The organism is Neisseria perflava, assembly GCF_024170405.1.
Classification (GTDB): domain Bacteria; phylum Pseudomonadota; class Gammaproteobacteria; order Burkholderiales; family Neisseriaceae; genus Neisseria; species Neisseria perflava_B.
Map to the genome: position 1 here is coordinate 44,622 of NZ_JALJYC010000004.1, position 26,450 is coordinate 71,071.

Annotated in this window: 21 protein-coding genes; 17 read left to right on the plus strand and 4 right to left on the minus strand. The window is 53.4% G+C overall.

The features are described 5' to 3' along the window. Positions 1 to 305: 305 nt before the first annotated feature. The 3 genes from J2T37_RS02450 (at position 306) to trpD (ending at position 2,613) form a co-directional block, all read left to right on the plus strand. Positions 306 to 638 carry a hypothetical protein gene (locus J2T37_RS02450; RefSeq protein ID WP_253353611.1) on the plus strand — a complete coding sequence of 111 codons (333 nt, stop codon included), beginning with the start codon at positions 306 to 308 and terminating at the stop codon, positions 636 to 638. A 35-nt stretch (positions 639 to 673) separates the two neighbouring features. Then, positions 674 to 1,258: an aminodeoxychorismate/anthranilate synthase component II gene (locus J2T37_RS02455; protein ID WP_253353612.1), complete on the plus strand. Its 585-nt coding sequence runs from the start codon at positions 674 to 676 to the stop codon at positions 1,256 to 1,258. 317 nt (positions 1,259 to 1,575) lie between these two features. Further along, on the plus strand, positions 1,576 to 2,613 hold the full coding sequence (gene trpD / locus J2T37_RS02460; RefSeq protein ID WP_253353613.1) for an anthranilate phosphoribosyltransferase: 1,038 nt from the start codon (positions 1,576 to 1,578) through the stop codon (positions 2,611 to 2,613). Between the two features lie 76 nt (positions 2,614 to 2,689). Here trpD and J2T37_RS02465 read toward each other — a convergent pair whose 3' ends face one another. Continuing rightward, on the minus strand, positions 2,690 to 3,778 hold the full coding sequence (locus J2T37_RS02465) for a metallophosphoesterase (protein ID WP_253353614.1): 1,089 nt from the start codon (positions 3,776 to 3,778) through the stop codon (positions 2,690 to 2,692). A gap of 136 nt (positions 3,779 to 3,914) precedes the next feature. Here J2T37_RS02465 and J2T37_RS02470 point away from each other — a divergent pair, with 136 nt between their 5' ends. Next, the gene (locus J2T37_RS02470; protein WP_253353615.1) at positions 3,915 to 4,817 is read left to right on the plus strand and encodes a Dyp-type peroxidase; all 903 of its coding nucleotides are present in this window, start codon (positions 3,915 to 3,917) and stop codon (positions 4,815 to 4,817) included. A gap of 448 nt (positions 4,818 to 5,265) precedes the next feature. Continuing rightward, positions 5,266 to 8,916 carry an exodeoxyribonuclease V subunit beta gene (gene recB / locus J2T37_RS02475; protein ID WP_253353665.1) on the plus strand — a complete coding sequence of 1,217 codons (3,651 nt, stop codon included), beginning with the start codon at positions 5,266 to 5,268 and terminating at the stop codon, positions 8,914 to 8,916. A gap of 374 nt (positions 8,917 to 9,290) precedes the next feature. Here the strand turns inward: recB and J2T37_RS02480 are convergent, their stop codons facing one another. Continuing rightward, a complete protein-coding gene (locus tag J2T37_RS02480; protein WP_253353616.1) occupies positions 9,291 to 9,509 on the minus strand; it encodes a YdcH family protein in 219 nt (72 codons plus the stop codon). A gap of 225 nt (positions 9,510 to 9,734) precedes the next feature. On the opposite strand from J2T37_RS02480, the gene J2T37_RS02485 reads away from it, so the two are divergent. The 7 genes from J2T37_RS02485 (at position 9,735) to J2T37_RS02515 (ending at position 15,978) form a co-directional block, all read left to right on the plus strand. Then, positions 9,735 to 10,484: a nitroreductase family protein gene (locus tag J2T37_RS02485; protein WP_253353617.1), complete on the plus strand. Its 750-nt coding sequence runs from the start codon at positions 9,735 to 9,737 to the stop codon at positions 10,482 to 10,484. Beyond that, positions 10,471 to 10,830, plus strand: coding sequence for a hypothetical protein (locus tag J2T37_RS02490; RefSeq protein ID WP_253353618.1), 360 nt, complete (start codon positions 10,471 to 10,473; stop codon positions 10,828 to 10,830). Before J2T37_RS02485 ends, J2T37_RS02490 begins: the two co-directional genes overlap by 14 nt. A gap of 54 nt (positions 10,831 to 10,884) precedes the next feature. Further along, positions 10,885 to 11,271, plus strand: coding sequence for an SMU1112c/YaeR family gloxylase I-like metalloprotein (gloA2, locus tag J2T37_RS02495; protein ID WP_253353619.1), 387 nt, complete (start codon positions 10,885 to 10,887; stop codon positions 11,269 to 11,271). 119 nt (positions 11,272 to 11,390) lie between these two features. After that, a complete protein-coding gene (locus J2T37_RS02500; RefSeq protein WP_253353620.1) occupies positions 11,391 to 13,301 on the plus strand; it encodes an ATP-binding cassette domain-containing protein in 1,911 nt (636 codons plus the stop codon). 229 nt (positions 13,302 to 13,530) lie between these two features. Next, positions 13,531 to 14,268: a methionine ABC transporter ATP-binding protein gene (locus tag J2T37_RS02505; RefSeq protein ID WP_253353621.1), complete on the plus strand. Its 738-nt coding sequence runs from the start codon at positions 13,531 to 13,533 to the stop codon at positions 14,266 to 14,268. Between the two features lies 1 nt (position 14,269). After that, positions 14,270 to 14,956, plus strand: coding sequence for a methionine ABC transporter permease (locus tag J2T37_RS02510; protein WP_253353622.1), 687 nt, complete (start codon positions 14,270 to 14,272; stop codon positions 14,954 to 14,956). A gap of 107 nt (positions 14,957 to 15,063) precedes the next feature. Then, positions 15,064 to 15,978 (plus strand): MetQ/NlpA family ABC transporter substrate-binding protein, encoded by a 915-nt coding sequence (locus tag J2T37_RS02515; RefSeq protein WP_253353623.1) that lies wholly within the window; start codon positions 15,064 to 15,066, stop codon positions 15,976 to 15,978. Between the two features lie 52 nt (positions 15,979 to 16,030). Here the strand turns inward: J2T37_RS02515 and J2T37_RS02520 are convergent, their stop codons facing one another. Beyond that, a complete protein-coding gene (locus J2T37_RS02520; RefSeq protein ID WP_253353624.1) occupies positions 16,031 to 16,933 on the minus strand; it encodes a LysR family transcriptional regulator in 903 nt (300 codons plus the stop codon). Positions 16,934 to 17,132: 199 nt separating this feature from the next. On the opposite strand from J2T37_RS02520, the gene J2T37_RS02525 reads away from it, so the two are divergent. From J2T37_RS02525 to J2T37_RS02540, 4 genes are all read left to right on the plus strand, one after another. Continuing rightward, on the plus strand, positions 17,133 to 18,230 hold the full coding sequence (locus J2T37_RS02525) for a 4-oxalomesaconate tautomerase (protein WP_253353625.1): 1,098 nt from the start codon (positions 17,133 to 17,135) through the stop codon (positions 18,228 to 18,230). A gap of 231 nt (positions 18,231 to 18,461) precedes the next feature. After that, the gene (locus tag J2T37_RS02530) at positions 18,462 to 19,298 is read left to right on the plus strand and encodes a shikimate dehydrogenase family protein (RefSeq protein ID WP_253353626.1); all 837 of its coding nucleotides are present in this window, start codon (positions 18,462 to 18,464) and stop codon (positions 19,296 to 19,298) included. 266 nt (positions 19,299 to 19,564) lie between these two features. Further along, a complete protein-coding gene (locus J2T37_RS02535) occupies positions 19,565 to 20,905 on the plus strand; it encodes an MFS transporter (RefSeq protein ID WP_253353627.1) in 1,341 nt (446 codons plus the stop codon). A gap of 228 nt (positions 20,906 to 21,133) precedes the next feature. Beyond that, the gene (locus J2T37_RS02540) at positions 21,134 to 23,005 is read left to right on the plus strand and encodes a bifunctional sugar phosphate isomerase/epimerase/4-hydroxyphenylpyruvate dioxygenase family protein (protein ID WP_253353628.1); all 1,872 of its coding nucleotides are present in this window, start codon (positions 21,134 to 21,136) and stop codon (positions 23,003 to 23,005) included. 228 nt (positions 23,006 to 23,233) lie between these two features. On the opposite strand, the gene J2T37_RS02545 is transcribed toward J2T37_RS02540, so the two are convergent. After that, positions 23,234 to 25,024, minus strand: a complete 1,791-nt coding sequence (locus J2T37_RS02545; protein ID WP_253353629.1) for a 2-isopropylmalate synthase — start codon at positions 25,022 to 25,024, stop codon at positions 23,234 to 23,236. Positions 25,025 to 25,288: 264 nt separating this feature from the next. Between J2T37_RS02545 and J2T37_RS02550 the strand changes: the two genes are divergently transcribed. Beyond that, the gene (locus J2T37_RS02550) at positions 25,289 to 26,413 is read left to right on the plus strand and encodes a methyltransferase (protein ID WP_253353630.1); all 1,125 of its coding nucleotides are present in this window, start codon (positions 25,289 to 25,291) and stop codon (positions 26,411 to 26,413) included. The last annotated feature ends 37 nt before the right edge of the window (positions 26,414 to 26,450 follow it).

Consider the following 26,450-nt stretch of genomic DNA (forward strand, 5'->3'; position numbering starts at 1 on the left):
ACGTCATCTTGCGCCTGATTCTGCGGAAAAACATTTCTATATTCACAAAAGGCCGTCTGAAACAGGTGCAAACCCTTTTCAGACGGCCTCATTTGCTGTTATATTTAGCCCATACGAGTTTAGGGGCTGTTGGCATTTCATCCGCGAAGCAAGATTTGTAGTGGAAAAGTGCGGATGCAAGGCGGAATGCGCAGCGAGGTTGAACACCTTGCGAGCATTTCTAACGCACTAGGCGCACTTTTCCACTACAAATATTGCCGCGTAATGAAATGTTAACAGCCCTAGAGCATTTAGGACGAAACGTGATGGATACCGAAGACTATCTCAGCCGGATGCCGTTTAACGTCATCTTTATCGACCCGATGCACACCAGTTTCAAAGCAGGCAGCGAACGGATTAACCAGCAAATCCACCATTATCCGCTTGCCCACGAACGGCTGCACCAGCCCAAATTCGCCGCCAAAATCCTAGAAATGGCGGCGCACCGCTGCAACATGCGGGTTGTCGTGCGCAAAGCCGATGCCCAAATCAAACATGATTTGCACTACATCGTCCGCAACGGCGTCTTTGCCACCGATGAAAAGATGTGGTCGTTTATTAATGACCCCGTCAACCTTGCCTTGGTGAAACACCAATAACCACAAAGCTTGCCACACTCCGCAAAAGGTTAAAAATGCTTTTATTTATCGACAATTATGACAGCTTCACCTACAACATCGTGCAATATTTCGCCGAGCTGGGGCAGGAAGTTGTCGTGCGCCGCAACGACGACATCACCTTGGACGAGATTGCCGCGCTCAAGCCGCAATATCTGATTATCGGCCCCGGCCCATGTTCGCCCAAAGAGGCGGGAATTTCCGTGGCGGCCATGCAGCATTTTGCCGGCAAACTGCCGATTATGGGCGTTTGCCTCGGTCATCAAACCATAGGCGAAGCCTTCGGCGGCGACATCGTGCGCGCGCAAACGCTGATGCACGGCAAAGTCTCGCCCGTATTCCATCACGGCAAAGGCATGTTTAAAGACCTGCCCAATCCCGTGACGTGTACCCGCTATCACAGCCTGGTCATCGACCGCCACACCCTGCCCGACTGTTTGGAAATTACCGCTTGGACAGAAGACGATGAAATCATGGGCGTGCGCCATAAAGACTACGCCATCGAGGGCGTGCAGTTTCACCCCGAAGCGCTGCTGACCGAACACGGCCATGACATGCTGCGTAATTTCTTGGAAGAATTTAAAAATTTTCAGACGGCATGATTAAGAACCTGTATTCAAAAGATTGATAGATGGATTTTTTTGGATAATCATACGAATACAAGGTGATATTTATACAAATCTGGACGATTGGCGTAAAAGTCCAACGCAGTAGGCGTGTGATTAGGCAACAAAAAGACGCTGTCAAGATTTTGAATACAGGTTCTAAGATACGCAAGGCCGTCTGAAAACCGGCGGCAATGCATTACAACCATTTGAATTTAGTTTGGTAGCGCGTTACTGCGGCTGCCTTGTCTCTACCTAAATTCAAACGGTTATATTCAGACAAATAAGAAATAATATAGAGAAAGGAAACACCCGTGATTACCCCCCAGCAAGCCATTGAACGCTTAATCAGCAACAATGAATTATTCTATGATGAAATGGTTGATTTGATGCGCGAAATCATGAGCGGCCAAGTACCGCCAGAGCAAGTAGCCGCCATCATTACCGGTTTGCGGATTAAAGTCGAAACCGTATCGGAAATTACCGCCGCCGCCACCGTTATGCGCGAATTTGCCACGCCCGTGCCCGTTGCCGACAAATCCTCTTTGGTCGATATCGTCGGCACCGGCGGCGACGGTGCCAAAACCTTCAATATCTCCACCACATCCATGTTTGTCGCCGCCGCCGCAGGTGCGAAAGTGGCCAAACACGGCGGACGCTCGGTTTCCTCTTCTAGTGGAGCAGCCGATGTGATTGAAACCATGGGCGTATCTTTGAATTTATCGCCGGAACAAGTTGGCCGCAGCATTGATGAAATCGGTATCGGCTTTATGTTTGCGCAAAACCACCACGGCGCTATGCGCCATGTCGCGCCGGTGCGTCGCTCGCTCGGTTTCTGCAGCATTTTCAATATTCTCGGCCCGCTGACCAACCCGGCAGATGCGCCGAATCAGGTATTGGGCGTATTCCACATTGATTTGTGCGGCATTCTGTCGCGCGTGTTGCAACAGCTCGGTTCGGAGCATGTTTTGGTGGTAAACGGTTCAGACGGCATTGATGAAATTACCATCACTGGCTCGAGCCATATTGCCGAACTGAAAAACGGCGAGATTTTGGAATACGACATCCGTCCGGAAGACTTCGGCCTAGAATCCCGCCGCAATTTGGATGACATCCGCGTTGCCAACAGCCAGGAATCTTTGGAAAAAATGCATTCGGTATTAAACGGCGAACCCGGTGCGGCGCGTGATATTGTATTGCTGAACGCCGCTGCCTGTCTGTATGCGGGCAATGTCGTTTCTTCCTTAGCCGAGGGCGTGGAAGCTGCCAAAGCCGCCATTGATTCGGGCAAAGCCAAAGCCAAACAAGAGGAATTTGTGGCCTTTACCCAAAAAATGGCGCAATCTGCTTAAACTTTTGTATTCATTAATTAAAAGGCCGTCTGAAAAATTTTTCAGACGGCCTTTTGCTATGGAGTGGCAATTACTGTTACCGCCCTTTCACATCAATAATCCAAACCTCTGATTGCGAACCCAAGCGCAGCGGAATGCCCCAAAAGCCGTAGCCGGAAGTGACGAAATAATGGCCGTTGCCGATGGCTTCGTAGCCGTAGGCCAAACGGTTGAGCGCGCGCACAATCAGATTGGCGGGGGCGATTTGGCCGTTGTGGACATGGCCGGATACTTGAACGTCCACCGGCAATTTCGCATGTTGCTCAATGCTGCTCGGGCGGTGGTCGAGCAGGATAACGGGTAAATCGGTATTTTGGCCTTGCAGCAGCTTGGCCGTTGTCGGGCGCTTGACATCCGAATCATCCACGCGGCCGACCAGCAGCAGATTATCCACGCGCAATACTTCGTTGTTTAACACGCGGATACCGGCTTTTTCCAAAGCCTCTTGAATCTGCTTTTGCGCACCGAATAAATCGTGATTGCCCAACGTGGCATACACACCTAAGGGCGCGTGCAGTTTCGCCAGATGCGGCGCCATGTTTTTTTCGCGGAAGGCTTTGACGTTGTCATCCATCAAATCACCGGGCAGCAGGATAATGTCCGCCTTTTCGTGTTGCATGGTGTCGGCCAGCCAATCGAGCTGTTTGCTGCCGAAGAGTACGCCCAAATGCAAATCGCTGGCCATGCCGATACGCAGCGGCTTGTCCATTTTCTTATTATTAATGGTAACGGTTTGATAACGGATAACCGGCGTATAGGCATTGTGCACGGCAAACGCGATCAGGCCGATGACAAACAGCGGCGCAAACAGCCGCAGTGCGCGCGACAGGGATTTTTGCGGGATTAATTTACGTAGCAGCAAATGCAGCAGGAAAGTTGCCAGCGCCGCATACATCACAAACAGCAGCAACACCATCCAAAATGCCATCACGCGGAAAATGCTGTGTCCCAGCTCCAGCAGCAAACCGGCAATCAGCGCATTGGTAATCAGAAACGCCCCCGCCATCAGCCAGCGGCGGCCGCTTTTGCCGATAACAGGCGCAAACAGCCATTGCAGCGAACGCCCCAAACCAAAGGTAAAAACCTGCATTAGCAGCAAAATAAAAACAAACATGCCCGAGCGCATTAGTGAGTTCCCATAAAAATCAAGCGCCTGATTTTAGCATAAGCCCTTGCAAAGCGAGGCCGTCTGAAAAGCAAACGGCGGTAAAATCCGCTATACTAGCGGCGCTGAAAAATAACGCCATTTAAGGAATCACCGCATGAACCCACAAACCGCCATTATCCCCGACCACTGCAAATCAGGCGTGTTTATCGAAGCCGACATCCGTATCGGACAAGAAGCCGCCGTCAAAGCCGCCTGCCGTCAGAGCCTGGAAGCCTTAGCCCAACTGCAAAGCCGTTTTCCCGACGCGGCTTTGGGCTTAACCATCGCTTTCGGCAGCGAAGCGTGGAAAGTATTCGGCCATACCGCAGAAGGCAGCGAAATCAAGCCGTTCCGCCCTTTGGGTAACGGCTTGGCACCCGCCACCCAGCATGATCTGCTGGTGCACATCCAAGCCTTGCAGCAAAACGCCGCCTATGCGCTGGCGCAATCGGTATTAGGCGCGTTCGGCGACAGCATCAGTGTCACCACCGAAGAGCACGGCCTGCGCCTGCACGAAGAGCGCGGCTTAGACGGTTTTGTCGATGGTACGGAAAACCCGCAAGACGAAGCCGTTGCTGCCGCTGCCATTATCCCGCAAGGCAAACCCGATGCGGGCGGCAGCTATGTGTTGCTGCAAAAATACCTGCACGATCTGCCCAAATGGGATGCCGTCGGTACGGCCACGCAAGAGGCCGACATCGGCCGCACCAAAGCAGGCGATGAAGAGCTGGATAAAAGCGTGCGCCTGCCCGACTCCCACCTCGGCCGCGTGGATTTGAAAGAAAACGGCGTCGGCCTGAAGATCGTGCGCCGCAGCCTGCCTTTCGGCAAAATCTCCGGCGAACACGGCCTGATGTTCATCGCCTACTGCCACACGCTGCACAATATCGAAGCGCAGCTTTTGAGCATGTTCGGCGAAACCGACGGCAAAACCGACCTGCTGCTCAAACACCTCTCCACCGCCGTATCGGGCGCGTATTACTATGCGCCGCCGGTGGAGCGTTTGCAGGATTTGTAACAAACGCACAGGCCGTCTGAAAACAGCGTGAAATCAGCCCGAAATCGTACTGAAATAGCAGGCAACTAGACACAGTCTAAGCCTGCTTAACGTGAGTTTGGGATAAACCAATAGAATATCTTTTTGAATTTCAGAAACATATTTCACTAGGTTGACAGAATCCGTAGGATTCGTCATTCCCGCGCAGGCGGGAATCCAGGAGCCAAACACTTCTGTAATGTTTTCAAGGAATCAGAAGATCAAGCATCTGGATTCCCGCCTGCGCGGGAATGACGAAATCTGGCGATTTTCTGTCTGCTTAAAACTCATACCATAATAAAAATATCTCAAGTCATTATTTCGAACTCACGTTGCTTATTTAAAGCAAATACCCGCCATGCCGTCTGAAAGTGATTTTTCAGACGGCATTTGTTATGATAAACGCCTTACATCCCCTATCCGCCACACCATGACCGCAACCGTCCAAGCCTTTGACCCCCTTACCATTCCCGTATCCGGCACCAACCTGATTGAGGCCTCCGCAGGCACGGGCAAAACCTATGGCATTGCCGCGCTGTTTACGCGCCTGATTGTGTTGGAGCAAATGCCGGTGGAAAGCATATTGGTGGTGACCTTTACCAAAGCCGCCACTGCCGAGCTGAAAACCCGTTTGCGCCTGCGCTTGGACGAGGCTTTGCAGGTCTTGGAAAGCGTGCCGGATGCGGCGGAAGATTCAGACGGCCTTGCCTCCTATTGCGCGCGTGAACATGCCGGCGATGAGTTCCTGACCGCGCTGCTGCAACAGGCGCTGGCGCAGGAAAGCCAAGCGCGGCTGATTGTGCGCCTGAAAGCGGCCATCGGCCAGTTTGACAACGCGGCGATTTATACCATCCACGGCTTTTGCCAGCGCGTGTTGCGTGATTATGCCTTTTTGTGCCAAGCACCGTTTGACGTGGAATTGGCAGAAGACAGCCGCGATCGTCTGCTGATACCGGCGCAAGATTTCTGGCGCGAACGGGTCAGCAACAATCCGACTTTGGCGCGCTTGGTGTTTGATAAACAATACACGCCGCAGAAAATGCTGGCGCAAATCAAAACCTTTGTCAGCCGCCCGTATTTGGTTTTCAGACGGCCTGAGGGCGATTTGCAAAGTGCGCAGGAACAGGCGGCAGGAACATGGGAAAAAGTACGTAGCCGTTTGGCCGCTTTGGAAGAAACCTTTTGGCGCATTTTTCCTTCTTTGAGCGGAACCTATTACAAAAAGCCTACCTTTACCGCTCTTTTCGAGAGTTTGAAACAGGCGGCAGAATCAAGCAATCTGCCTAAAGCACATGATAAATTTCCCATGTTTGCCGCCGATGTCTTGGAAGAGAAACAAAAAAAAGGCCAGTCTCCCGAACCCGCCGCCTTTGCCGACTTGCAGGCGCTTGCCAATCTCGGCCGCGATTTGCTGGCCGTGGCCGAGGCCGAACAAGCAGCGCTGACCTGCCTGCAACTCGACCTGCTGGATTACATCAACGCCGCGCTTGCCGAGCAGAAAAAATCCCGCCGCGAACGCGGTTTTGACGATTTGCTGCTGGATGTGCACTACGCCCTTACTGCCAATCCCCATGCCGACGCGCTGGCGCAAGCGGTGGCGGATAACTGGCGCGTGGCCTTGATTGACGAATTCCAAGATACCGACCCGCTGCAATACGAAATTTTCCGTAAGATTTTCATCAGCCAAGAGCGCCCGCTGTTTCTGGTAGGCGACCCCAAGCAGGCGATTTACAGCTTTCGCGGCGCCGACATCTACGCCTATCTGCAAGCCGCGCAAGACGCGCAGGCGCATTACACGCTGGCGGTCAACTACCGCAGCCATGCCAAGCTGATTAACGGCATCGGTGCGCTGTTCCGGCAGAAAAAACGCCCGTTTGTATTGGCGGATATTGATTATGCCGATGTTGGGGCGAAGCGTGCCGACAGCCGTCTGAATCCGCCGCGTCCCGCCATCCAAATCCGCTGGCTGCACAGCAGCGACACCGAGCCACTGCATAAAGACGTGTTGCGCCAACGTGCCGCCGAATATTGCGCCGACGAAATCGCCCACGCGCTGAACGAAGCGGCGCAAGGCTGTCTGAATCTGAAAGACAAACCGCTGCAATCGGGCGACATCGCTGTTTTGGTGCGCACCAACAACGAAGGCATGATGGTGGCGCAGGCATTGAAGCGGCGGCGTATCCAAAGCGTGTCGATTGCGCGCAACTCGGTATTTGCCACCGAAGAAGCCCGCGCCTTGGCTTCGCTGCTGGATTTTTGGCTCAATCCGCGCCAAGCCGAGCCGCTGCGCTTTGTGTTGGGCGGCGTGTTGTTCCGCTACACCGCCGAGCAGCTTTACGCGCTCAACCACAACGAAGCCGATATGCTGGCTTGGATGGATTCCGCCGCCAATGCCGCCGCGCAATGGCAGCAACAGGGCTTTTACGCCGCCATGCAGCAGTTTGCCGCCGACCACCACATCGAAACCCACCTGATTTCAGACGGCAACGAGCGCAGCCTGACCAACTACCACCAATTATTGGAACACCTCGCCGCCGAAGATGAGCAAAGCCACAGCCCCGCCGCTTTGCAGCAATGGCTGCTGGCGCAAATCAGTTTGGCACAAAACGGCGGTGACGCGGCGGAAAACAAAATCGTACGCTTGGAAAGCGACGAGGCGCTGGTGAAAATCGTGACCATGCATGCATCCAAAGGTTTGCAGTATCCGCTGGTGTATTGCCCGTTTGTGTGGGACGCGGCCGACAGCAAACCCGACGACTGGCAGATTCTGCACCGCCGCAATGCCGACACCGAGCTGCTGGCCAAGCACCAGCTTGACGAAACCGATACGCTGCAACTGGCCGACGAAACCGCCGCCGAAAACCTGCGCCTGCTGTATGTTGCGCTGACCCGCGCCGAAGAGCAGTTGAATATTTACGCCGCCTATTGCAAAACCACCGCCGACAACAGCTTTGCCTATCTGTTGGAAGGTACGCCCGAAAGCAGCCGTGAGGCGGTGCGGGCGGTTTATGAAAATGAAAGTAAATCAGCACCGAAAAATGCCCCCAAGGGCGAAGGCGCACGCATGAAAATGACCATGCTCAAAGCCAACTGGCTGCGTTTTGCCGAAACGCAAAGCAATAATGAAAATATTGAATTTGCTTTCACGGAAGATGTGCCACAATCCAGCACCGCGCAGGATTGCCGCGATATTCAGACGGCCTACCGAGCCGCGCCGCTGTCCGAACGCGGATTCCGCTTTATCCGCCACACCAGCTTTACCGGCCTGAGCCGCCACGTCAAAGCGGTAGACAGCGAACGCGAAGAGCTGCAACCGAGCATAGACCCCGCCGAAAGCATGACGAGGCCGTCTGAAAACCGCCCGTCTGCAGCCGATGACGGCGACCCGCTCGATATCCACCATTTCCCACGCGGTACTAATGCAGGCGTGTGTTTGCACGAAATTTTGGAGCAGTTTGATTTCAAAAGCCCCGCCGACATGCAATCCGAACAAACCGCCGCCACCTTAGAGCGTTACGGCTTTGACTCTCAATGGCTGCCCGCCGTCAATACCATGCTCGACCACTGCCGCACCACGGCGCTGACCGGTGCAACCGCCTTGGCCGACATACCGCCGCGACAGCGTTTGGCCGAGATGGGCTTTACCTTATACATGCAGGATTTCAACCTGCCGCAACTGCGCCGCTGGTTCGCCGACCCTGCGCATAAGCTGCCGCCCGAATGCACCTCTGCTGCCGATCTGCTGGATTTTAAAGACGTAGCGGGTTTTCTCAGCGGCTTTATCGACATGGTGTATCAGGATTCAGACGGCCGCGTGTGCATTATCGACTACAAATCCAACCACTTGGGCTCAGGCGAAGCCGCCTACACGCCGCAGGCCATGAACGAAGCAATGGCGCACCACCACTATTATCTGCAGGCGCTGATTTACGCCATTGCCGTGGCGCGTTATTTCAAACTGCGCGGCCAGCCGCTGCCGCAAATTGCCGTACGCTATCTGTTTCTGCGCGGCATAAATGGCAGCGACAACGGCATTTGGCAGTGGGATATTGACACGGCGGATTTGGCCACATGGCTGTAAGCGCGATAATAAATAACATGAGTTTGGGATAAGCGTTTTAAATATTTTTATTATTTTTAGAACCATAAGGCATTCCAGCAGACAGAAAATCGCCAGATTTTCGTCATTCCCGCGCAGGCGGGAATCCAGAAGCCAAACACTTCTGCAATGTTTTCAAGGACTCAGAAGGCCAAGCATCTGGATTCCCGCCTGCGCGGGAATGACGAATCCTACGGATTCTGTCAATCTAGCGAAATACGTTTCTGAAATTCAAAAATATATTCTATTATCCTATTTCGAACTCACATTAATTAAATCGTTAATCACATATAAACCAAAAGGCCGTCTGAAACTGGGTTTCAGACGGCCTTTACATTTATCAGCAGCCTTACGGATTATTTACCGTCGGCTTTGCGCAGGATGGCGTACAACTGGTCTTTCAACTGCAATTTTTGTTTTTTCAGCTCTTCGATTTCATCTGAACCGCTGGTAACGGGGTCATTGACCAAACCCGAAATTTTGTCGTCCAACTCATTATGCTCGTCAAACAAACGGGCAAAGTGTGCGTCTTCCTGTTTCAGTTTGGCAATCAAATCACGGTATTCCGGGAACATATCTTCTTCCTCTCTTTGGGTTAATTGACGGGTTGTTCAAAAAAATCATTTCTCACTTGCATTATAGCAAAGACAGCGGTTTTATCCAGTCTTTGCGCCGATAAAAAGCGTCATAATTCCTGTTTTGAATCAAATGAAACGATTTGCCGCAAATTCTCCGCCCGCCCTAGACGGGAGGCCGAGCTCGGCATACAATCGGAAACCAATATTCAAAAGGATACCGCTATGAAAAATGCTGTTGAAACCATGAAAAACCACCGCGCTTTCCGCCATTTCAAAATCGGGGAAAGCATGCCGCAAAGCGATGTGCAGACCATCATCGACTGCGCCCGCCAAGCGCCCTCTTGGATGAACGGCCAACATTACACCATCATCAACATTACCGACCCGGAATTGCGCGCCAAAATCAGCGCCTTGCAACCGGCCAACCCGCAAGTCGGCACTTGCGCCACCCTGCTGATTTTCATCGCCGATTTGCACCGCGCGGATTTGTGCTCGCAAGCCTACGGCGGCAGTTTTGCCTCGGTCGGTCATTCCGACAGCCTGATTACCGCTGTAACCGACGCTTCTTTGGCCGCGCAAAACGCCACGGTTGCCGCCGAGAGCCTCGGCTACGGCACCTGCTACATCGGCGGTATCCGCATGATTGCCCCCTACATCATCGAATTGCTGGGTCTGCCGCGAAATACCTTCCCTTTGTTTGGCCTGTGTATCGGTACGCCCGACATCGAAATGCGCATTAAACCGCGTCTGCCGGAAAACACTGTTTACGCCGAAAACCGCTATCCCGATGACAAAACGCTTTCAGACGGCCTTGCCGACTATGAAAAAACCATGAGCGCCTTCGCCGAAGCGCGCGAAAGACTGCCGTACCGCGAGAAATTCGCCCGCTATTACAGCAGCAGCGAGCCGAAAAACGAACCGCTGATTTACCGCCAAGGCTGGCTCACTAGCGCAAACGATGAAAAAGTTTAAACATATTTTCGGCGCGGACGGACAGTTTGTTTTACTGGAAAACCGCAATTACTGGCTGGCCGTCAACGACGCCGATTGGCAGAATGCCCCCCCCATCGGCGCCGATGTCATCATGCATGATGAAGCGTTTTACCCGACCGGCAGCGACTATCCCGAAATAGAGTTGCCCGACAACGTCAAAATCTTCAGTGAGGAAGCCCGCCTGCTGGAACAAAAACGGCTGGACGCTTTGGCTTTGGAAGAGTTGGCGCGGGATTTGAAAGCCGCCAACGCCGGTTATGATTTGGAACGCCTGATTGCTAAAATCGACTTCCATCTGACCGGACAAGACAAATTATTCGATTGACCCAAGGCCGTCTGAAACCGTTTTTTCAGACGCCATAGCCGTTTACATACGCCCATGCGCCTACACCATATCGCCCTGATTTGCGCCGATTACGCCGTCAGCAAAGATTTTTACACCCACATACTCGGCCTGACCGTTTTGGCCGAGCATTACCGTGCCGAGCGTGATTCTTACAAATTGGATTTGGGTATCGGCAGCCATTATGTTTTGGAGCTGTTTTCTTTTCCCAATCCGCCGCCGCGCCCCAGCTATCCCGAAGCCTGCGGCCTGCGCCATTTGGCTTTTGCCGTTGACGATGTTGTGACCAAGCGCAACCGGTTACTGCAAAGCGGTGTACCTTGCGAACCCGTGCGCATTGACGAGTACACCGGCAAAGAATTTTTCTTCTGCCAAGACCCCGACGGCCTGCCGATTGAGTTTTACCAAGACGACACGCCGTAAAATACTTTGCAGAACAGCAAAGGCCGTCTGAATATATTTTCAGACGGCCTCTGCCCTTAAAATCAGCCCCGAAATCGGGTAAAATACGCTCTTTCTTTTCTATATCACGACACCGCCCCATGAATATCCTCTCCGTTGAAAACGCCTCCTTCGCCGTCGGCCACGTCGCCTTGCTCGACAAAACCTCATTCCAACTCGACAGCGGCGAAAAAGTCGGCCTTATCGGGCGCAACGGCGCGGGCAAGTCATCGTTTCTGAAAATCCTCGCCGGCGTGCAAAAGCTCGACGACGGCCAGATTATCCAGCAAAACAACCTGAAAATCGTGTATGTGCCGCAGGAATCGTTTTTTGACGCGCAAGCGAGCGTGTTTGATACCGTGGCCGAGGGTTTGGGCGAAATGCGCGATTTGCTGCGCCGCTACAACCAAGTCAGCCATGAGCTGGAAAACGGTAGCAGCGAAGCCTTATTGAAAGAACTCAATGAGTTGCAATTAAAAATTGAAGCGCAAGACGGCTGGAAGCTCGACGCGGCGGTGAAGCAGACCATAGGCGAACTCGGCCTGCCGGAGCAGGAAATCATCGCCAATCTTTCCGGCGGGCAGAAAAAGCGCGTCGCGCTGGCGCAGGCTTGGGTGCAAAAACCGGATGTTTTGCTGCTGGACGAGCCGACCAACCATTTGGACATCGACGCGATTGTATGGCTGGAAAACCTGCTCAAAGCCTTTGACGGCAGCTTGGTGGTGATTACCCACGACCGTCGTTTTCTCGACAACATTGCCACGCGCATTGTCGAACTCGATCGCGGCATTTTGCGCTCCTATCCGGGCTCGTTCTCCAAATACAGCGAGAAAAAAGCGCAGGAATTGGCGGTAGAGGCCGAACACAACCGCCTGTTTGACAAATTTCACGCGCAGGAAGAAGCGTGGATACGCAAAGGCATCGAAGCGCGCCGCACGCGCAACGAAGGTCGCGTGCGCCGTTTGGAAGAATTGCGCCGCCAACGCGCCGAACGCCGCAATATCCAAGGTCAGGTCAACTTCAAGCTCGACAGCGGCGAGAAAAGCGGCAAAATCATCGCCGAATTGGAACACGCCTCTTTCCAATACGGCGACAAAGTCATCATGGACAAATTCTCCGCCATCATCCAGCGCGGCGATAAAATCGGCTTAATCGGCCCCAACGGTATCGGCAAAACCACCTTTTTAAAGCTGATTTTGGGCGAACTGCAACCGACTTACGGCCATATCCGCATCGGCAGCAAGCAGGAAGTGGCCTATTTCGACCAATTCCGCAGCGCCTTAAACGAAAACGACACCGTGTTTTACACCCTCGGCCAAGGCAATGATTTTGTCGAAATCGGCGGCAAAAAACGCCATGTGATGAGCTACTTGGAAGATTTCCTGTTTCACCCCGCGCGTGCGCAAAGCCCCGTTTCCTCACTTTCGGGCGGTGAGCGCAACCGCCTGCTACTGGCAAAATTGTTTACTAAACCGGCCAATATCTTAGTGCTCGACGAGCCGACCAACGATTTGGATATTGATACGCAGGAATTGCTGGAAGAGCTGCTGCGCGATTATCAGGGCACGGTGTTTTTGGTGTCGCACGACCGTATGTTCCTCGACAACGTCATCACGCAAAGCATTGTCTTTGAAGGCAACGGTCGTCTGAAAGAATACATCGGCGGCTATGATGATTATATCGACGCGAAAAACCGCGAAGAAGCCGTGGCCGCGCAAAACGCGCCGAAAATTCAGACGGCCTCAGTCGAAGAAAAAGCCAAACCCAAGGCCAACCGCACGGTTAAATTGTCCTTTAACGAGCAGCGCGAACTGAACGCCCTGCCCGATGAAATCGCCGCGCTGGAAGCCGAGCAAAACGACATCAATGCGCAGCTTTCCGACCCGGAAATTTTCAAAGATTACGAAAAAGCCGGTGCGCTGCAAAGCCGTGCCGAAGCAATCGAAATCAGTTTGTTGGAAAAATTGGAGCGTTGGGAATTATTGGAAGCCAAACAAAACGGCGAACAATGATTTGATTCGGCAGGGCTGCCAGGCTACCCTTCCGATACGCGCTGCCCAATCTTGACAAAATCACGCATTACGCTTACGATTCTGTCCAAGTTATTTTATTTCATGCCGATTTGACACAGCTTGCGGGCAAAACAGCTAAAGCGTTGACTCTATCAAGGATTACCTGTCAGCCCGCTGTTTCGACATCGGGCTTTGTTGTATCCAGCATTTTGTTGCATTTGGAAAAACAATGATTATTTTGGACAATGTTTCCAAGCGGTATCAAACCCGCGACAAATCTTGGTTTACCGCCGTCGAGCCGACCCATTTGGAAATCAAAGACGGCGAAATTTTCGGCCTGATGGGTTATTCCGGCGCGGGCAAATCCACCCTGCTGCGCCTGATTAACCTGCTCGAACGCCCCGACAACGGCACAGTCAATGTCTGCGGACAGGAGCTCACTTCTCTCAATGCCGCCGAGCTGCGCAAGGCGCGGCAGAATATCGGCATGGTGTTCCAACAATTCAACCTGTTGAGCAACCGCACCGTGGCCGACAACGTGGCCTTCCCGCTGGAAATCGCCGGTTGGCCGTCTGAAAAAATTAAAGCGCGTGTGGCCGAGTGTTTGGAAATCGTCGGCTTGCAGGAGCGTGCCGGACATTACCCTTCCCAACTTTCCGGCGGCCAAAAACAGCGCGTCGGCATCGCCCGTGCGCTGGCTTCCAATCCGCAGGTGATTCTGGCCGACGAGCCGACTTCCGCGCTCGACCCGATGACCACACGCAGCGTGTTGGAATGTTTGGAAGACATCAACAAACGCTTCAATGTCACCATCGTTATCGTGACCCACGAGATGAGCGTTATCCGCCGCTTGTGCGACCGCGCCGCGCTCTTGGACAAAGGCCGCGTGTTGGAAGTGGTCGAAGTGCACAACAACCAAATCCACGCCCAATCCGACATCGGGCGCGAACTGATTCGGGAGGATTGATATGGCCGATTTAACCTTTAGCCAAGCCGTTGCCACCATTGTCAGCATGAAAGGCGAAATTATTCAGGCATTGGGCGAAACCTTTTTGATGGTCGGTTTGTCCACGCTGTTTGCGGTGGTGTTCGGTACGCTGTTGGGCGTGTTGCTGTTTGTCACATCCAACCCGCAGCTGCATTACAACAAGCCGCTGAACTTTATCTTGGATAATCTGGTCAACTTAATGCGCGCGTTTCCGTTTGTGATTCTGATGATTGCGCTGATTCCGGTCACCCGCGCCATCGTCGGCAGCACCATCGGCCCCGTGGCCGCCTCGCTGGTGTTGAGCGTATCCGGTCTATTTTACTTTGCCCGCTTGGTGGAGCAAAACCTACGCGAAGTGCCGCGCGGTATGATTGAAGCCGCCGCCAGCATGGGCGCAACGCCGCTGACCGTGATTCGCAAAGTCCTGCTCAACGAAGCCCGCGCCGGCATGGTATCCAGCATTACCGTTTTAGCCATCGGCCTGCTCTCGTACAGCGCGGCAGCAGGTATGATCGGCGGCGGCGGCCTCGGCGACTTGGCCATCCGCTACGGCTACTACCGCTATCAGACCGAAGTGATTATTTTCATCGTGGCGGTGTTGGTGTTGCTGGTGATTGTCATGCAGACCGCCGGTAACTGGATTGCGCGTAAATTGGACAAACGCTAAAATCCTTATCTTTTATGCCGTCTGAAAATTTTGCGGTATTTTTCAGACGGCCTGATTCAAACCTGTCTGTGTTTTTTATTGATATTGTGTCAAAAAAGGAGTCTTTCATGCACGCTTCCACTCTGTTTAAAACCGTTTCCGCCGCTGCTTTGGCCTTGGCTCTGGCTGCCTGCGGCGGCCAAAAAGAATCCGCACCGGCCGCTTCTGCCGCTGCGCCTGCTTCCGACACCACGGCGGCGAAAAAAGAAATCGTCTTCGGCACCACCGTCGGCGACTTCGGCGACATGGTAAAAGACCAAATCCAACCGGCTTTGGAGAAAAAAGGCTACAAAGTCAAATTGGTTGAATTTACCGACTATGTGCGCCCGAATCTGGCGCTGGCCGAAGGCGAGTTGGACATCAATATTTTCCAACACAAACCTTATCTCGACGATTTCAAAAAAGAGCATAAATTAGACATTACCGAAGCCTTCCAAGTGCCGACCGCGCCGCTGGGTCTGTATCCGGGCAAACTGACCGCCCTGGATCAGGTCAAAGACGGCAGCAGCGTATCCGCGCCGAACGATCCTTCCAACTTCGCCCGCGCCTTGGTGATGTTGAACGAATTGGGTTGGGTAAAACTGAAAGACGGCATCAACCCGCTGACCGCCTCTAAAGCCGACATCGCCGAAAACGTGAAAAACATCAACATCGTCGAGCTGGAAGCCGCGCAACTGCCGCGCAGCCGCGCCGATGTGGATTTCGCCATCGTCAACGGCAACTACGCCATGAGCAGCGGCATGAAACTGACCGAAGCCCTGTTCCAAGAACCGAGCTTTGCCTATGTAAACTGGGCAGCCGTGAAAACCGCCGACAAAGACAGCCAATGGCTGAAAGACGTCACAGAAGCCTACAACTCCGACGAGTTCAAAGCCTACGCCCACAAACGCTTTGCCGGTTACAAATATCCGGCCGTATGGGGTGAAGGCGCTGCCGCTGGTGCAAAAGCCGAGGCTGCTTCTGCCGCTTCCGCTGCGAAATAAAACGTAAGCGCCTAATCAAAAGGCCGTCTGAAAAATATTCAGACGGCCTTTTTCAATCCCCCAGCATTTCCAAGCACAAACCCTTCACCATCTTATCCACCTCTTTCTGAGTGCGCGTCAGCGAACGCTTGCCCGAAGTGGCCAAAAACAGGCGGCTGACGAAAGCCGGCGTATGAATCGGAATTACGCGGATTTTGTCTTGGTAGGCCGCCAAATCCAGCGAATATTTGGATAAAACGGTATAGCCCATGCCTTCTGCCACCAGTTGCAGCATGGTTTCCACGCTGTCGATTTCCAAAATAATGTTGGGCACAAAATTGTGCCGCGCCATTTCCTGCTCCACCAGCAGGCGGAATGTATTCGGCGCAGACGGCATAATCAGCGGCAAGACCGCCAAATCCGCCGCTTCCAGCGGGGCTTCATGTTCCAAACGCTCGTCGTGTTTCGGCGCAATCAGATACAGCTTTTCTTCATACACCAACTGCTTTTCAATATCCGGCGAATACGGCGGATCGTACAGCAGCGCCATGTCGATTTTGCCTTGCAGCAGGCGGTCTTGCAGCTGCGTGCTCAAACCTTCGGTAATGCGCAACTGCGCATCGGGTAGCTCGGCACGGAAGCGCCGGATTAAGGGCAGCGACAGCAATTTGGCGGGCGTCGGCGGCAGCCCCAAAACGATGTGCCCGCTTAATTTGCCGCTACTCAAGTTCAAATCTTCTTTCATCAGCTCGATTTGCTGCAAAATCATGCGGCAATGGCCGAGCAGAATACGCCCGGATTCGGTCAGCGATACGCCGCGCCCATGGCGGATGAGCAGATTTTGCCGCAATTCGGTTTCCAAAAGGCGGATTTGGCGGCTCAATACCGGCTGCGCCACACCGAGGTTGTCGGCGGCGCGGGTATAGCTGCCCTGCTGCGCCACCGCCTGAAAATATTTCAACTGTTTCAAGTCCATGTCGGTTCTCTGTCGAGGTATGGGGATGAGGCGTGACTGCTGCGCTCCGTCGTTTTCAGACGGCCTGGAATACGGCTCAGCCTCAGCCCCTCTATTTTCGTTATAACTGTTAGTCAGTATAGCAGCTTTCCAAACAAAAATTTACCTATAATAATCCACTACACCCTACTACAAAATCATTTTGCAAAGGATACACCCTATGGCCGCCCAAACCGCCGTTCCCGCCATGCTGATGCGTGGTGGCAGCTCCAAAGGCTTGTTTTTCGCGAAAGACGACCTGCTCGCCGATGAAGCGGTGCGCGACCGCGTCTTGCTGGCGGCGATGGGTTCGCCCGATCCGCGCCAAATTGACGGCGCGGGCGGCGCCCATCCTTTGACCAGCAAAGTCGGTATCGTATCGGTCAGCAAGCAAGCAGGTGTGGACTTGGAATTTCTGTTTGCCCAGCTCCAGCCGAAAAACGACATCGTCGATACCAAACCCAACTGCGGCAATATGCTGGCGGCGGTCGTCCCCTTTGCGCTGGAAAAAGGCATGATTGCCGCGCAAGGCGGAGAAACCACGGTGCGCGTCTTGACCTTGAACACCGGTATGTTGAGCGATATTACCGTGCAAACGCCCGACGGTATCATCAATTATGATGGCGACGCCAAAATCGACGGCGTTCCCGGTACATCCGCGCCCATCCGCATCCGTTTTTTAGATACCGAAGGTTCGGTGGCAGGCAGCCTGCTGCCGACGGGCAATGTGCGCGATACTTTTGAAATTGACGGTTTCGGCAAGCTAGAAGCCACCTGTATCGACAACGGCATGCCGATGGTGCTTGTCCGCGCTGCCGATGTCGGTCGAACGGCTTACGAGAGCGTAGCCGATTTAAACGCTGATGAAGAGCTCAAAGCCATTTTGGAAAAACTGCGTCTGACCGCTTCGCTGAAAATGGGTTTGGGCGACGTTTCCGCTAAAAACTACCCCAAAATGTGTCTGCTCAACCAACCGGTTGACGGCGGCGCCATCCATACCCGCTGCTTTATCCCGCATGTCTGCCACGACGCCGTCGGTGTGTTGGCGGCGGTGACGGTAGCTACCGCCTGCGTTTTGGAAGGCAGCGTGGCCGACGGTTTGGCCGTGGCGGATAATCCGTCTGCCATGTCGGTGGAACACCCCAGCGGCGAGTTCAGCGTGGCATTGGAAACCGACGGCAGCGGCAAGGTAACAGGCGCGGCGTTAATCCGCACTGCCCGCAATATCATGCGCGGCGAGGTGATGATTCCAGCAGCGGTATGGGACGGCAAACGCTGAAACCTGCCTCAGGCCGTCTGAAAAATATTTCTATTTAATATCATATTCAGACGGCCTAAATTGTTTTTCTATGAATATTCCGATATTTTTTGATTTGTTATTGCGCAGAAAATGCCATTTAATGTAAATTAGCAACTTGCTGCAAAATTTAACAAGCAAACTTTCCCCGGCGGCCGCCTGTTGCGTTCTGGAGACCGTCTGAATTGAAGACGCATATTCAAAGGACTTTCTATGAACATCAACGGCCTTACCCAAGTCATCGCCCACATCGGCTATCCGACCCAAACTTTCAAATCGCCGATGATTTACAACCCCTATTTTGCCGCCGACAACATCAATGCGCTGGTGGTGCCGTTTTCCTCGCAAGCGCCGGTGTATCCTGAATTTTTGCGCTCGGTATTTACCTGCAACAACGTCATCGGCGCACTCATTACCATGCCGCACAAAGTCACCACCATCGGTCTGGTTGACCGCCTCACGCCGACCGCGCAGATTGCCGGTTCGTGCAACGCCGTGCGCCGTGGCGCAGACGGCAAGTTGGAAGGCGATATGTTTGACGGCGAAGGTTTCGTGCGCGGCGTGCGCCGCAAAGGGTTTGCGCCGGAAGGCAAATCCGCGCTGGTGGTCGGCAGCGGCGGCGTGGGTTCGGCGATTGCCGCTTCCTTGGCAGCGGCGGGCGTGGCGCGTTTAGCTTTATTTGATGTCAACGCAGCAGCGGCCGAGGCGCTGGCAGGCCGTCTGAAACAGCATTACACCGGTTTGATTGTCGAAACCGGCGGCAACGACCCGCAAGGTTTTGATTTGGTGGTCAACGCCACTCCGATGGGCATGTACGACGGCGACCCCATGCCGATGGATGTCGAACGTATTGCGCCGACTACTTTTGTCGGCGAAGTGGTGCTTAAAAGCGAAACCACTGCGTTTTTAGCCGCTGCCAAAGCCAAAGGCTGCCAAGTTCAAGTCGGCACGGATATGCTGTTTGAGCAGATTCCCGCCTACTTGGAATACTTCGGTCTGCCGACCACCACCGCCGAACACTTGCGCGAAGTGGCCACCACCGAATACTGAGAACCTGCATTCACAATCTTGACAGCGGCTTTTTATTGCCTAATCACACGCCTACTGCGTTGGACTTTTACGCCAATAGTCCACTATTGGCGCAAAAATCCGCCTTGTATTCGTATGAATATCCAACAAAAATCCATCTGTTAATCTTATGAATACAGGTTCTGATTCCGCTTCAGACGGCCTCGATACATGAGGCCGTCTGAAAATTCCCTGCAACAAGAGGCATAGCGCATGGCAGCAACCGCTGCAAAAAAGGAGAAACAAAAATGTCGCAAAACCCGAATGAAATCAACGTCCGCACGCTGCTCGACAGCCGCGATGTGAGCACCTACCAAAAACTGGTGATTTTCCTCTGTTTCCTGATTGTCGTGATGGACGGCTTCGATGTGGTGATTATGGGCTTCGTCGGCCCCAGCCTGAAAGAAGCGTGGAATTTGAGCAACAGCGATTTGGCGCCGGTATTGAGTGCCGCCCTGTTCGGCCTGACCATCGGCGCGCTGACTGCCGGGCCGTTCGGTGACCGCTTCGGCCGCCGCAAGGTATTAATTGTCAGCGTATTTATCTTCGGCCTATTTACCCTACTGGTGGCCTGCGCCACGCAGATTTGGCACATGATTGTGTTTCGCTTTATCGCCGGTTTCGCCATGGGCGGCATTATGCCGATGGTAGCAACGCTGGCTAAAGAATATTCGCCCGAACGCCGCAGCGCCCTGCTGGTAACCATTGTATTCGCCGGTTTTACCGTCGGCGCAGCGGGCGGCGGTTTCTTGGCAGCCTGGCTGATTCCGCATTGGGGCTGGGAAAGCGTGTTTGTATTCGGCGGCGCCGTTCCGCTGATGTTGAGCGTGTTTATGTTCTTCAAACTGCCCGAATCGCTGGCCTTTATGGTACACAAAGGTGCAAACACCGCCGCCATCCGCAAAGTTGTCGAACTGTGCGCCCCGGGTTCGACTACGGATAAAAGCACCTTCTTCATCCCGACACCGGTAGCCGTCAAAAGCGATACCAACCCGATTAAAACCATTCTCAACGGTTATTACGGCAAGGGGACAATTCTGCTGTGGGTGGTGTATTTCAGCCACCTGTTCTTGGTGTACCTCTTGGGCAGCTGGATGCCGACCATGATTAAAGAATCCGGCATGACTGCCGCGCAAGCGTCGATTATTTCCGCCATGTTCCAACTGGGCGGCCCGCTGGGTTCGGTCTTGCTGGGCTGGTTTATGGACCGCTTCGAGCCGCACCGCGTGTTGTCGCTCTCCTATTTCAGCGGCGCAGTCGTTTTGCTGCTGATGAGCAATTTGGGCGCGGAATACTTCCTGCTGTGCCTGACCTCGTTCTACATCGGCGCAGCCTTTAACGGCGGCGGCACCGGCATGAACGCCCTGTCGAGCAACTTCTTCCCGCTCTCCGCCCGCGCCACCGGCAACAGCTGGATGCACGGTATCGGCCGTATCGGCGCCATTATCTCCGCCTTCGCCGGCGCTTGGATGCTGAATGCCGGTTGGAATTTCGCCACCGTCGCGCTGGCACTGACCATCCCCGCGCTGATTAACTCCGCTGCGCTGACTGCTAAATATTACCTCTACCGCAACAAAAAAGAGGTGTAATATTTAAAAAAAACCAAACAGTTTTAAAATAATGGCAATTTATTTCATATATAAGAAATAAATTGCCATTTTATTTTGCATAAATCCCTTATCCGGCATATCAGCCGCAAACTAATTGGGCTACAATAAGGCCATATTTTATTTTTGCTTAGATACAGGCCGTCTGAAAATTGATTTGCCATCGTTTGTTTTCAGACGGCCTACCCCTCACCCGCCAACGGAGTTCCCATGAAACACTGTATCGCCACCGTATCCCTCAGCGGCACGCTGCCGGAAAAACTGCAAGCCATTGCCGCCGTCGGTTTTGAAGGCGTGGAAATTTTTGAAAACGACCTGCTGTATTTCAACGGCTCGCCCGCCGACATCCGAAAAATGTGCCAAGATTTAAACTTGGAAATCATGCTGTTCCAACCCTTCCGCGATTTCGAAGGCGGCGCACGCGACAAACTGGCGCACCAAATCAACCGCGCCGAGCGTAAATTCGAGCTGATGGCCGAATTGGGGACTGACCGCCTCTTGGTATGCAGCAACGTGTTGCCTGATACTTCTACCGATGACGCGCTGATTGCCGACGATTTGCACCGTTTGGCCGAAACCGCCGCCAAACACGGCATGCTGGTAGGCTACGAAGCGCTGGCATGGGGCAAACATGTGTCGTCCTACCGTCATGCATGGGATTTGGTAAAAAACGTCAACCATCCCAATCTCGGCGTAGTGCTCGACAGTTTCCATACCCTCTCCATCAACGACGATTTAAGCTGTCTGAGCGAAATCCCGCCGGAAAAAATCGTTTTCCTGCAGTTGGCCGACGCGCCGCTGATGAAAATGGACGTACTCGAATGGAGCCGCCACTACCGCAATTTCCCCGGTCAGGGCGATTTGGACGTGGCCGCCTTCCTTGCGCCGATTGTCGCCAACGGCTATACCGGCCCGCTGTCGCTGGAAATTTTCAACGACAAATTCCGCGCCGCACCAAGCGTGTCCACCACTTCCGATGCCATGCGCTCGCTCTTGTTTTTGGAAGAGCAGACCACAGGCCGTCTGAAAACGCAAAAAATCACGCCGAAAGCGGAACTGTTTACCCCGCCCGCCGCGCCCGAATTTAGCGATACCGAGTTCCTCGAATTTGCCGTCAACGACGCCGCCGCGCAGCGTTTGGACAACATCCTGCGCCAATTCGGTTTCCAAAAAACCGGCCTGCACAAAAGCAAAAATGTCGCCCTCTACCAACACGGCGGCGTCAACCTGATTCTCAACGCCGAGCCGGATTCTTTGGCCGACGCATTCTTTAATGTCCACGGCACGTCCGTCTGCGCCGCCGCCTATAAAGTCCGCGATGCCGATTCCATGTATGAGCGCGCCGTAGAATACGGCAGCATTTTCTACGAGGGCAAAGTCGGCCCCAACGAGCGGCACATCCACGCCATCCGTTCGCCCAATGGCGGCTTGCAGTATTTCGTGGACAACGACATTTACAGCGTCGATTTCCACTTAACCAAGTTCCAAGGCGAGCCGAAAATCAGCCGTATCGACCATACTGCCTACGGCCTCGCCAACGACGCGATGGATAGCTGGACGCTGCATTTTGCTGCTATTTTCGGCTTCGACATCGAATCCGATATGACGCTGGCCGACCCTTACGGCCTGATGAAAAGCCGTGTTTTGCGCAGTCCCAACGGTCGCATCCGCCTGCCGCTGAACATCTCCGACAACCAAAACACCATTGTTTCCCGCTCGATGGCCAACTACAAAGGCGCAGGCCTGCAACACATCGCCTTTGCCAGCGACGATATTTTCGCCACGGTTGCTTTCCTGCGCAGCAACGGTGCCAAATTATTGGACATCCCGCAAAACTACTACGACGATTTGCAAGCCCGTTTTGATTTGGACGATGAATTTGTCGCCAAATTGCGCCAGCACCATCTGCTGTATGACGCCGACGGCAAAGGCGGCGAGTTCCTGCACGCTTATTCGCCCCTAATTGAAAACCGCTTTTTCTTCGAGGTATGCCAACGCCTCGGCGGTTACGACCAATACGGCGCGGTGAATACGCCGGTGCGCTTGGTGGCGCAGGATTTGTACTGGAAGCAGCAGGATTGATACAGTCGTCTTGTTATAGTCGTTCTACTTTAGTTTGATACAGCGTTGCTGCGCCTTGCCGTACTATCTGTACTGTCTTCGGCTTGCTGCCTTGTCTCAATCTAAATTGAAACGACTATATTTTGAGACATGGCGCAGTAACGCTGCCATCCAGCCAAATTAAAACAGCGATACAATAAATTTGAGGCCATCTGAAATTTCAGACGGCCTCAAATTTATCAAATAAGATTAAATCGTACCCACGCCTTGCGCTTTGGTTTTCGCTTCGCTAAATTCCAATTTGCTCAAAGCCGACAGATACGCTTTGGCGGTTGCCACCAAGATATCGGTATCCGCGCCTTGTCCGTTGACCACGCGGTCACCGCGTTGCAGGCGGACAGAGGTTTCACCTTGGCTTTCCGTACCTTGGGTAACGGCGTTAACAGAATAAATCTGCAAAGTCGCGCCGCTTTGCGCCACGCTTTCAATCGCTTTGAAAATCGCATCCACCGGGCCGGAACCGTTGGCAGTGGCGCGGTGTTCCACGCCGCCGACGCTGAACACAATCTCCGCTTTCGGCTCTTCGCCGGTTTCGGTGGTGATTTTTTGCGAGATAAAGCGGTATTGGTCTTGCGTTACGTTCATTTCGTCGGAAACCAGCGCATGCAGGTCTTCGTCGAAGATTTCGCGTTTTTTGTCGGCCAGCTCTTTAAAGCGGGCAAAAGCGGCGTTCAGCGCCTCTTCGCTTTCCAATTCAATGCCCAACTCGGCCAATTTGGTCTTGAACGCATTGCGACCTGACAATTTACCCAAGCTCAGGCGGTTGGCCGACCAGCCTACCGATTCGGCAGACATGATTTCGTAGGTCTCGCGGTGTTTCAATACGCCGTCTTGGTGAATGCCCGATTCGTGCGCAAAGGCGTTGGCGCCGACAATCGCTTTGTTCGGCTGCACCGGATAGCCGGTAATGGTGGACACCAATTTAGAAGCCGGTACGATTTGGGTAGTATCAATACCGGTTTCCAAGCCGAACAAATCGCGGCGCACTTTCAGCGCCATCACGATTTCTTCGATGGAAGCATTGCCCGCGCGTTCGCCCAAGCCGTTGACGGTACATTCCACTTGGCGTGCGCCGCCTTTTAATGCGGCCAGCGAGTTGCCGACGGCCAAACCCAAATCGTTGTGGCAATGCGCCGACCAAATCACTTTGTCGCTGCCTTGCGTTTTCTCAATCAGTTCGCGGAAAAATTCTTCGGTTTTAAACGGAATCGAATAGCCGACGGTATCGGGAATATTGATGGTGGTGGCACCGGCTTCAATCACCTCGCCGCAGATTTCGGCCAAAAAGTCGATTTCCGAACGCAGCGCATCTTCGCAGGAAAATTCCACATCATCGGTGTATTCCTTCGCCAGTTTCACCGCTTTAACCGCCGCCTCAATTACCTGCTTCGGTTTCATTTTCAGCTTGTATTCCATATGAATCGGGCTGGTGGCGATAAAGGTATGGATGCGCTTGTGCGGTGCGGGGGCAATGGCTTCACCGGCTTGGCGGATGTCGCGTTCAACCGCACGCGCCAATGAGCAGACGGTGGTTTTGGTCAGCGTTTTGGCAATTTCGTTGACCGCCTCGAAGTCGCCCGGACTGGCCGCGGCAAAGCCCGCTTCAATCACATCAACGCCCATTTTTTCCAGCTGGCGGGCAATGCGGACTTTTTCTTCTTTGGTCATGGCGGCACCCGGCGACTGCTCGCCGTCGCGCAGGGTGGTATCGAAAATAATAACGCGGTTGGATTGTGTCATTTCGGTTCTCTCCAGTGAATCTTGTTTTTTTAAAAAAGCGTTCAAATCAAGCGGACGGCCTTGCGCTTCGGCCAGCGCAGTCAGCTTTTGCAACTGCGCCAGCGGCAACGAGCCGCGCGTGCGCCATTTATAGATGGCGGCGGTGGAAGCCGCATTGTCGGGGTCGTGTTGTTTCAGGGCTTCCGCCAATGCGTTTACACCGCCGAAATAAGCGACCAAACGATCGATGTCCAGCTGCATGGTGTTCCTTTGTCTAATTTCTGCCGTATCAAGCGGTAAGTGATGGGTTTCATTATACCCATATTAGACAAAACGGCAATATATTTTCCTTTAAAACCGCATAAATATTTTCAAAAATAGAATTTATTTATACATTTTGTCTAAATTATCCTGATAGGCCGTCTGAAAACAAAGAGAAAAATATTGCGAACCCCGCCATGTCTTCCCATGCCCATCTCCTTGGAAATATGGTACATTCCCCCTTTTCCCTTCCTTTTTTCAGTTATGCCGCACACCATTCCGACCGACCGCCGTTCCGACATCGAATGGCGCAACGAAAGCACGCAAAAACCGCCCAAAGCCGCCGTATATTGCCATGAAACGTCTGCCGCCGACATCTTGAAGGCGGCCTATGACCAAACCGCCACTATTTGGACGGGCGATTTTCACAATGCCAAGCAGGTGTTGGCCGCCATGAAAAAACGCGTGCGGCAAACGCTGGGCAAGGCAAAAAAACACGCTGATGACGACCCGCAAGCGGCGTTCCACCGCCACCGCATGCAGCAGGCGCAGCAGAGCCGCATTTTGAATATGTTGGCAGTGGAAGTCGGTGCTGGTTTTACGCTGGATTTGCCGCGTGCACCGGATATTACCGCCGCCCTGACCGATGTTTATGGCGCAGCAAATACGCAGCCGTTTTTGTTGCCGCTTAATCAACTGCTCGGCTTTATCGGTGCGCACGAATGGCATAAAAAAGGCATTCATATTCCGCAATTGGATGGGAAGATTCATGTGCCCTTCGGCGTGTTTTCGCCCATACGCGGCGAGTATTTGGACTTAATCGCGCAAGCGCCGCTGGCAAAATCTGTTCAGACGGCCTTCGACATCGGTACCGGTTCGGGCGTGATTGCCGCCCTGCTCGCCAAGCGCGGCGTTCCCCATATCATCGCCACCGACACCAACTCCAAAGCCATCGCCTGCGCCTGCGCCAATTTGGAGAGATTGGGCTATGACAGACAAGTGGCCATTCAAGCGGTAGATTTGTTTCCCGAAGGCTGCGCCGATTTGATTGTTTGCAACCCACCGTGGCTGCCCGCCAAACCGACTTCCACCATCGAAACCGCCTTGTATGATCCCGATAACGCCATGCTGCGCAGTTTTCTTGATGGCGTAAAAGCGCATTTGAATGTCGACGGCGAGGCCTGGCTGATTATGTCAGATTTGGCAGAACACCTGCACCTTCGTCCCGCCGGATATTTGGCACAATGTTTTCAGACGGCCGGTTTGTCGGTTATAGAGGTATTACAGACCAAACCGCTACACGCAAAAGCTGCTGACCCAAACGACCCGCTGGCCTTTGCCCGTATGCAGGAGCAGACGTATTTATACCGTCTGAAAATACAATCCTAAGAAGAAACGAATAAAAAATGCCGTCTGAAACAGATTT

What these genes read in the sequence shown, in the direction of transcription:
- J2T37_RS02530 (WP_253353626.1), top strand. Translation starts at nt 18,462, where the DNA reads ATGAACATCAACGGCCTTACCCAAGTCATCGCCCACATCGGCTATCCG.
- J2T37_RS02490 (WP_253353618.1), top strand. Translation starts at nt 10,471, where the DNA reads ATGAAAAAGTTTAAACATATTTTCGGCGCGGACGGACAGTTTGTTTTA.
- J2T37_RS02550 (WP_253353630.1), top strand. Translation starts at nt 25,289, where the DNA reads ATGCCGCACACCATTCCGACCGACCGCCGTTCCGACATCGAATGGCGC.
- J2T37_RS02540 (WP_253353628.1), top strand. Translation starts at nt 21,134, where the DNA reads ATGAAACACTGTATCGCCACCGTATCCCTCAGCGGCACGCTGCCGGAA.
- J2T37_RS02505 (WP_253353621.1), top strand. Translation starts at nt 13,531, where the DNA reads ATGATTATTTTGGACAATGTTTCCAAGCGGTATCAAACCCGCGACAAA.
- J2T37_RS02535 (WP_253353627.1), top strand. Translation starts at nt 19,565, where the DNA reads ATGTCGCAAAACCCGAATGAAATCAACGTCCGCACGCTGCTCGACAGC.
- J2T37_RS02455 (WP_253353612.1), top strand. Translation starts at nt 674, where the DNA reads ATGCTTTTATTTATCGACAATTATGACAGCTTCACCTACAACATCGTG.
- recB (WP_253353665.1), top strand. Translation starts at nt 5,266, where the DNA reads ATGACCGCAACCGTCCAAGCCTTTGACCCCCTTACCATTCCCGTATCC.
- J2T37_RS02480 (WP_253353616.1), bottom strand. Translation starts at nt 9,509, where the DNA reads ATGTTCCCGGAATACCGTGATTTGATTGCCAAACTGAAACAGGAAGAC.
- gloA2 (WP_253353619.1), top strand. Translation starts at nt 10,885, where the DNA reads ATGCGCCTACACCATATCGCCCTGATTTGCGCCGATTACGCCGTCAGC.
- J2T37_RS02465 (WP_253353614.1), bottom strand. Translation starts at nt 3,778, where the DNA reads ATGCGCTCGGGCATGTTTGTTTTTATTTTGCTGCTAATGCAGGTTTTT.
- J2T37_RS02520 (WP_253353624.1), bottom strand. Translation starts at nt 16,933, where the DNA reads ATGGACTTGAAACAGTTGAAATATTTTCAGGCGGTGGCGCAGCAGGGC.
- J2T37_RS02500 (WP_253353620.1), top strand. Translation starts at nt 11,391, where the DNA reads ATGAATATCCTCTCCGTTGAAAACGCCTCCTTCGCCGTCGGCCACGTC.
- J2T37_RS02515 (WP_253353623.1), top strand. Translation starts at nt 15,064, where the DNA reads ATGCACGCTTCCACTCTGTTTAAAACCGTTTCCGCCGCTGCTTTGGCC.
- J2T37_RS02470 (WP_253353615.1), top strand. Translation starts at nt 3,915, where the DNA reads ATGAACCCACAAACCGCCATTATCCCCGACCACTGCAAATCAGGCGTG.
- J2T37_RS02525 (WP_253353625.1), top strand. Translation starts at nt 17,133, where the DNA reads ATGGCCGCCCAAACCGCCGTTCCCGCCATGCTGATGCGTGGTGGCAGC.
- J2T37_RS02510 (WP_253353622.1), top strand. Translation starts at nt 14,270, where the DNA reads ATGGCCGATTTAACCTTTAGCCAAGCCGTTGCCACCATTGTCAGCATG.
- J2T37_RS02545 (WP_253353629.1), bottom strand. Translation starts at nt 25,024, where the DNA reads ATGCAGCTGGACATCGATCGTTTGGTCGCTTATTTCGGCGGTGTAAAC.
- J2T37_RS02450 (WP_253353611.1), top strand. Translation starts at nt 306, where the DNA reads ATGGATACCGAAGACTATCTCAGCCGGATGCCGTTTAACGTCATCTTT.
- J2T37_RS02485 (WP_253353617.1), top strand. Translation starts at nt 9,735, where the DNA reads ATGAAAAATGCTGTTGAAACCATGAAAAACCACCGCGCTTTCCGCCAT.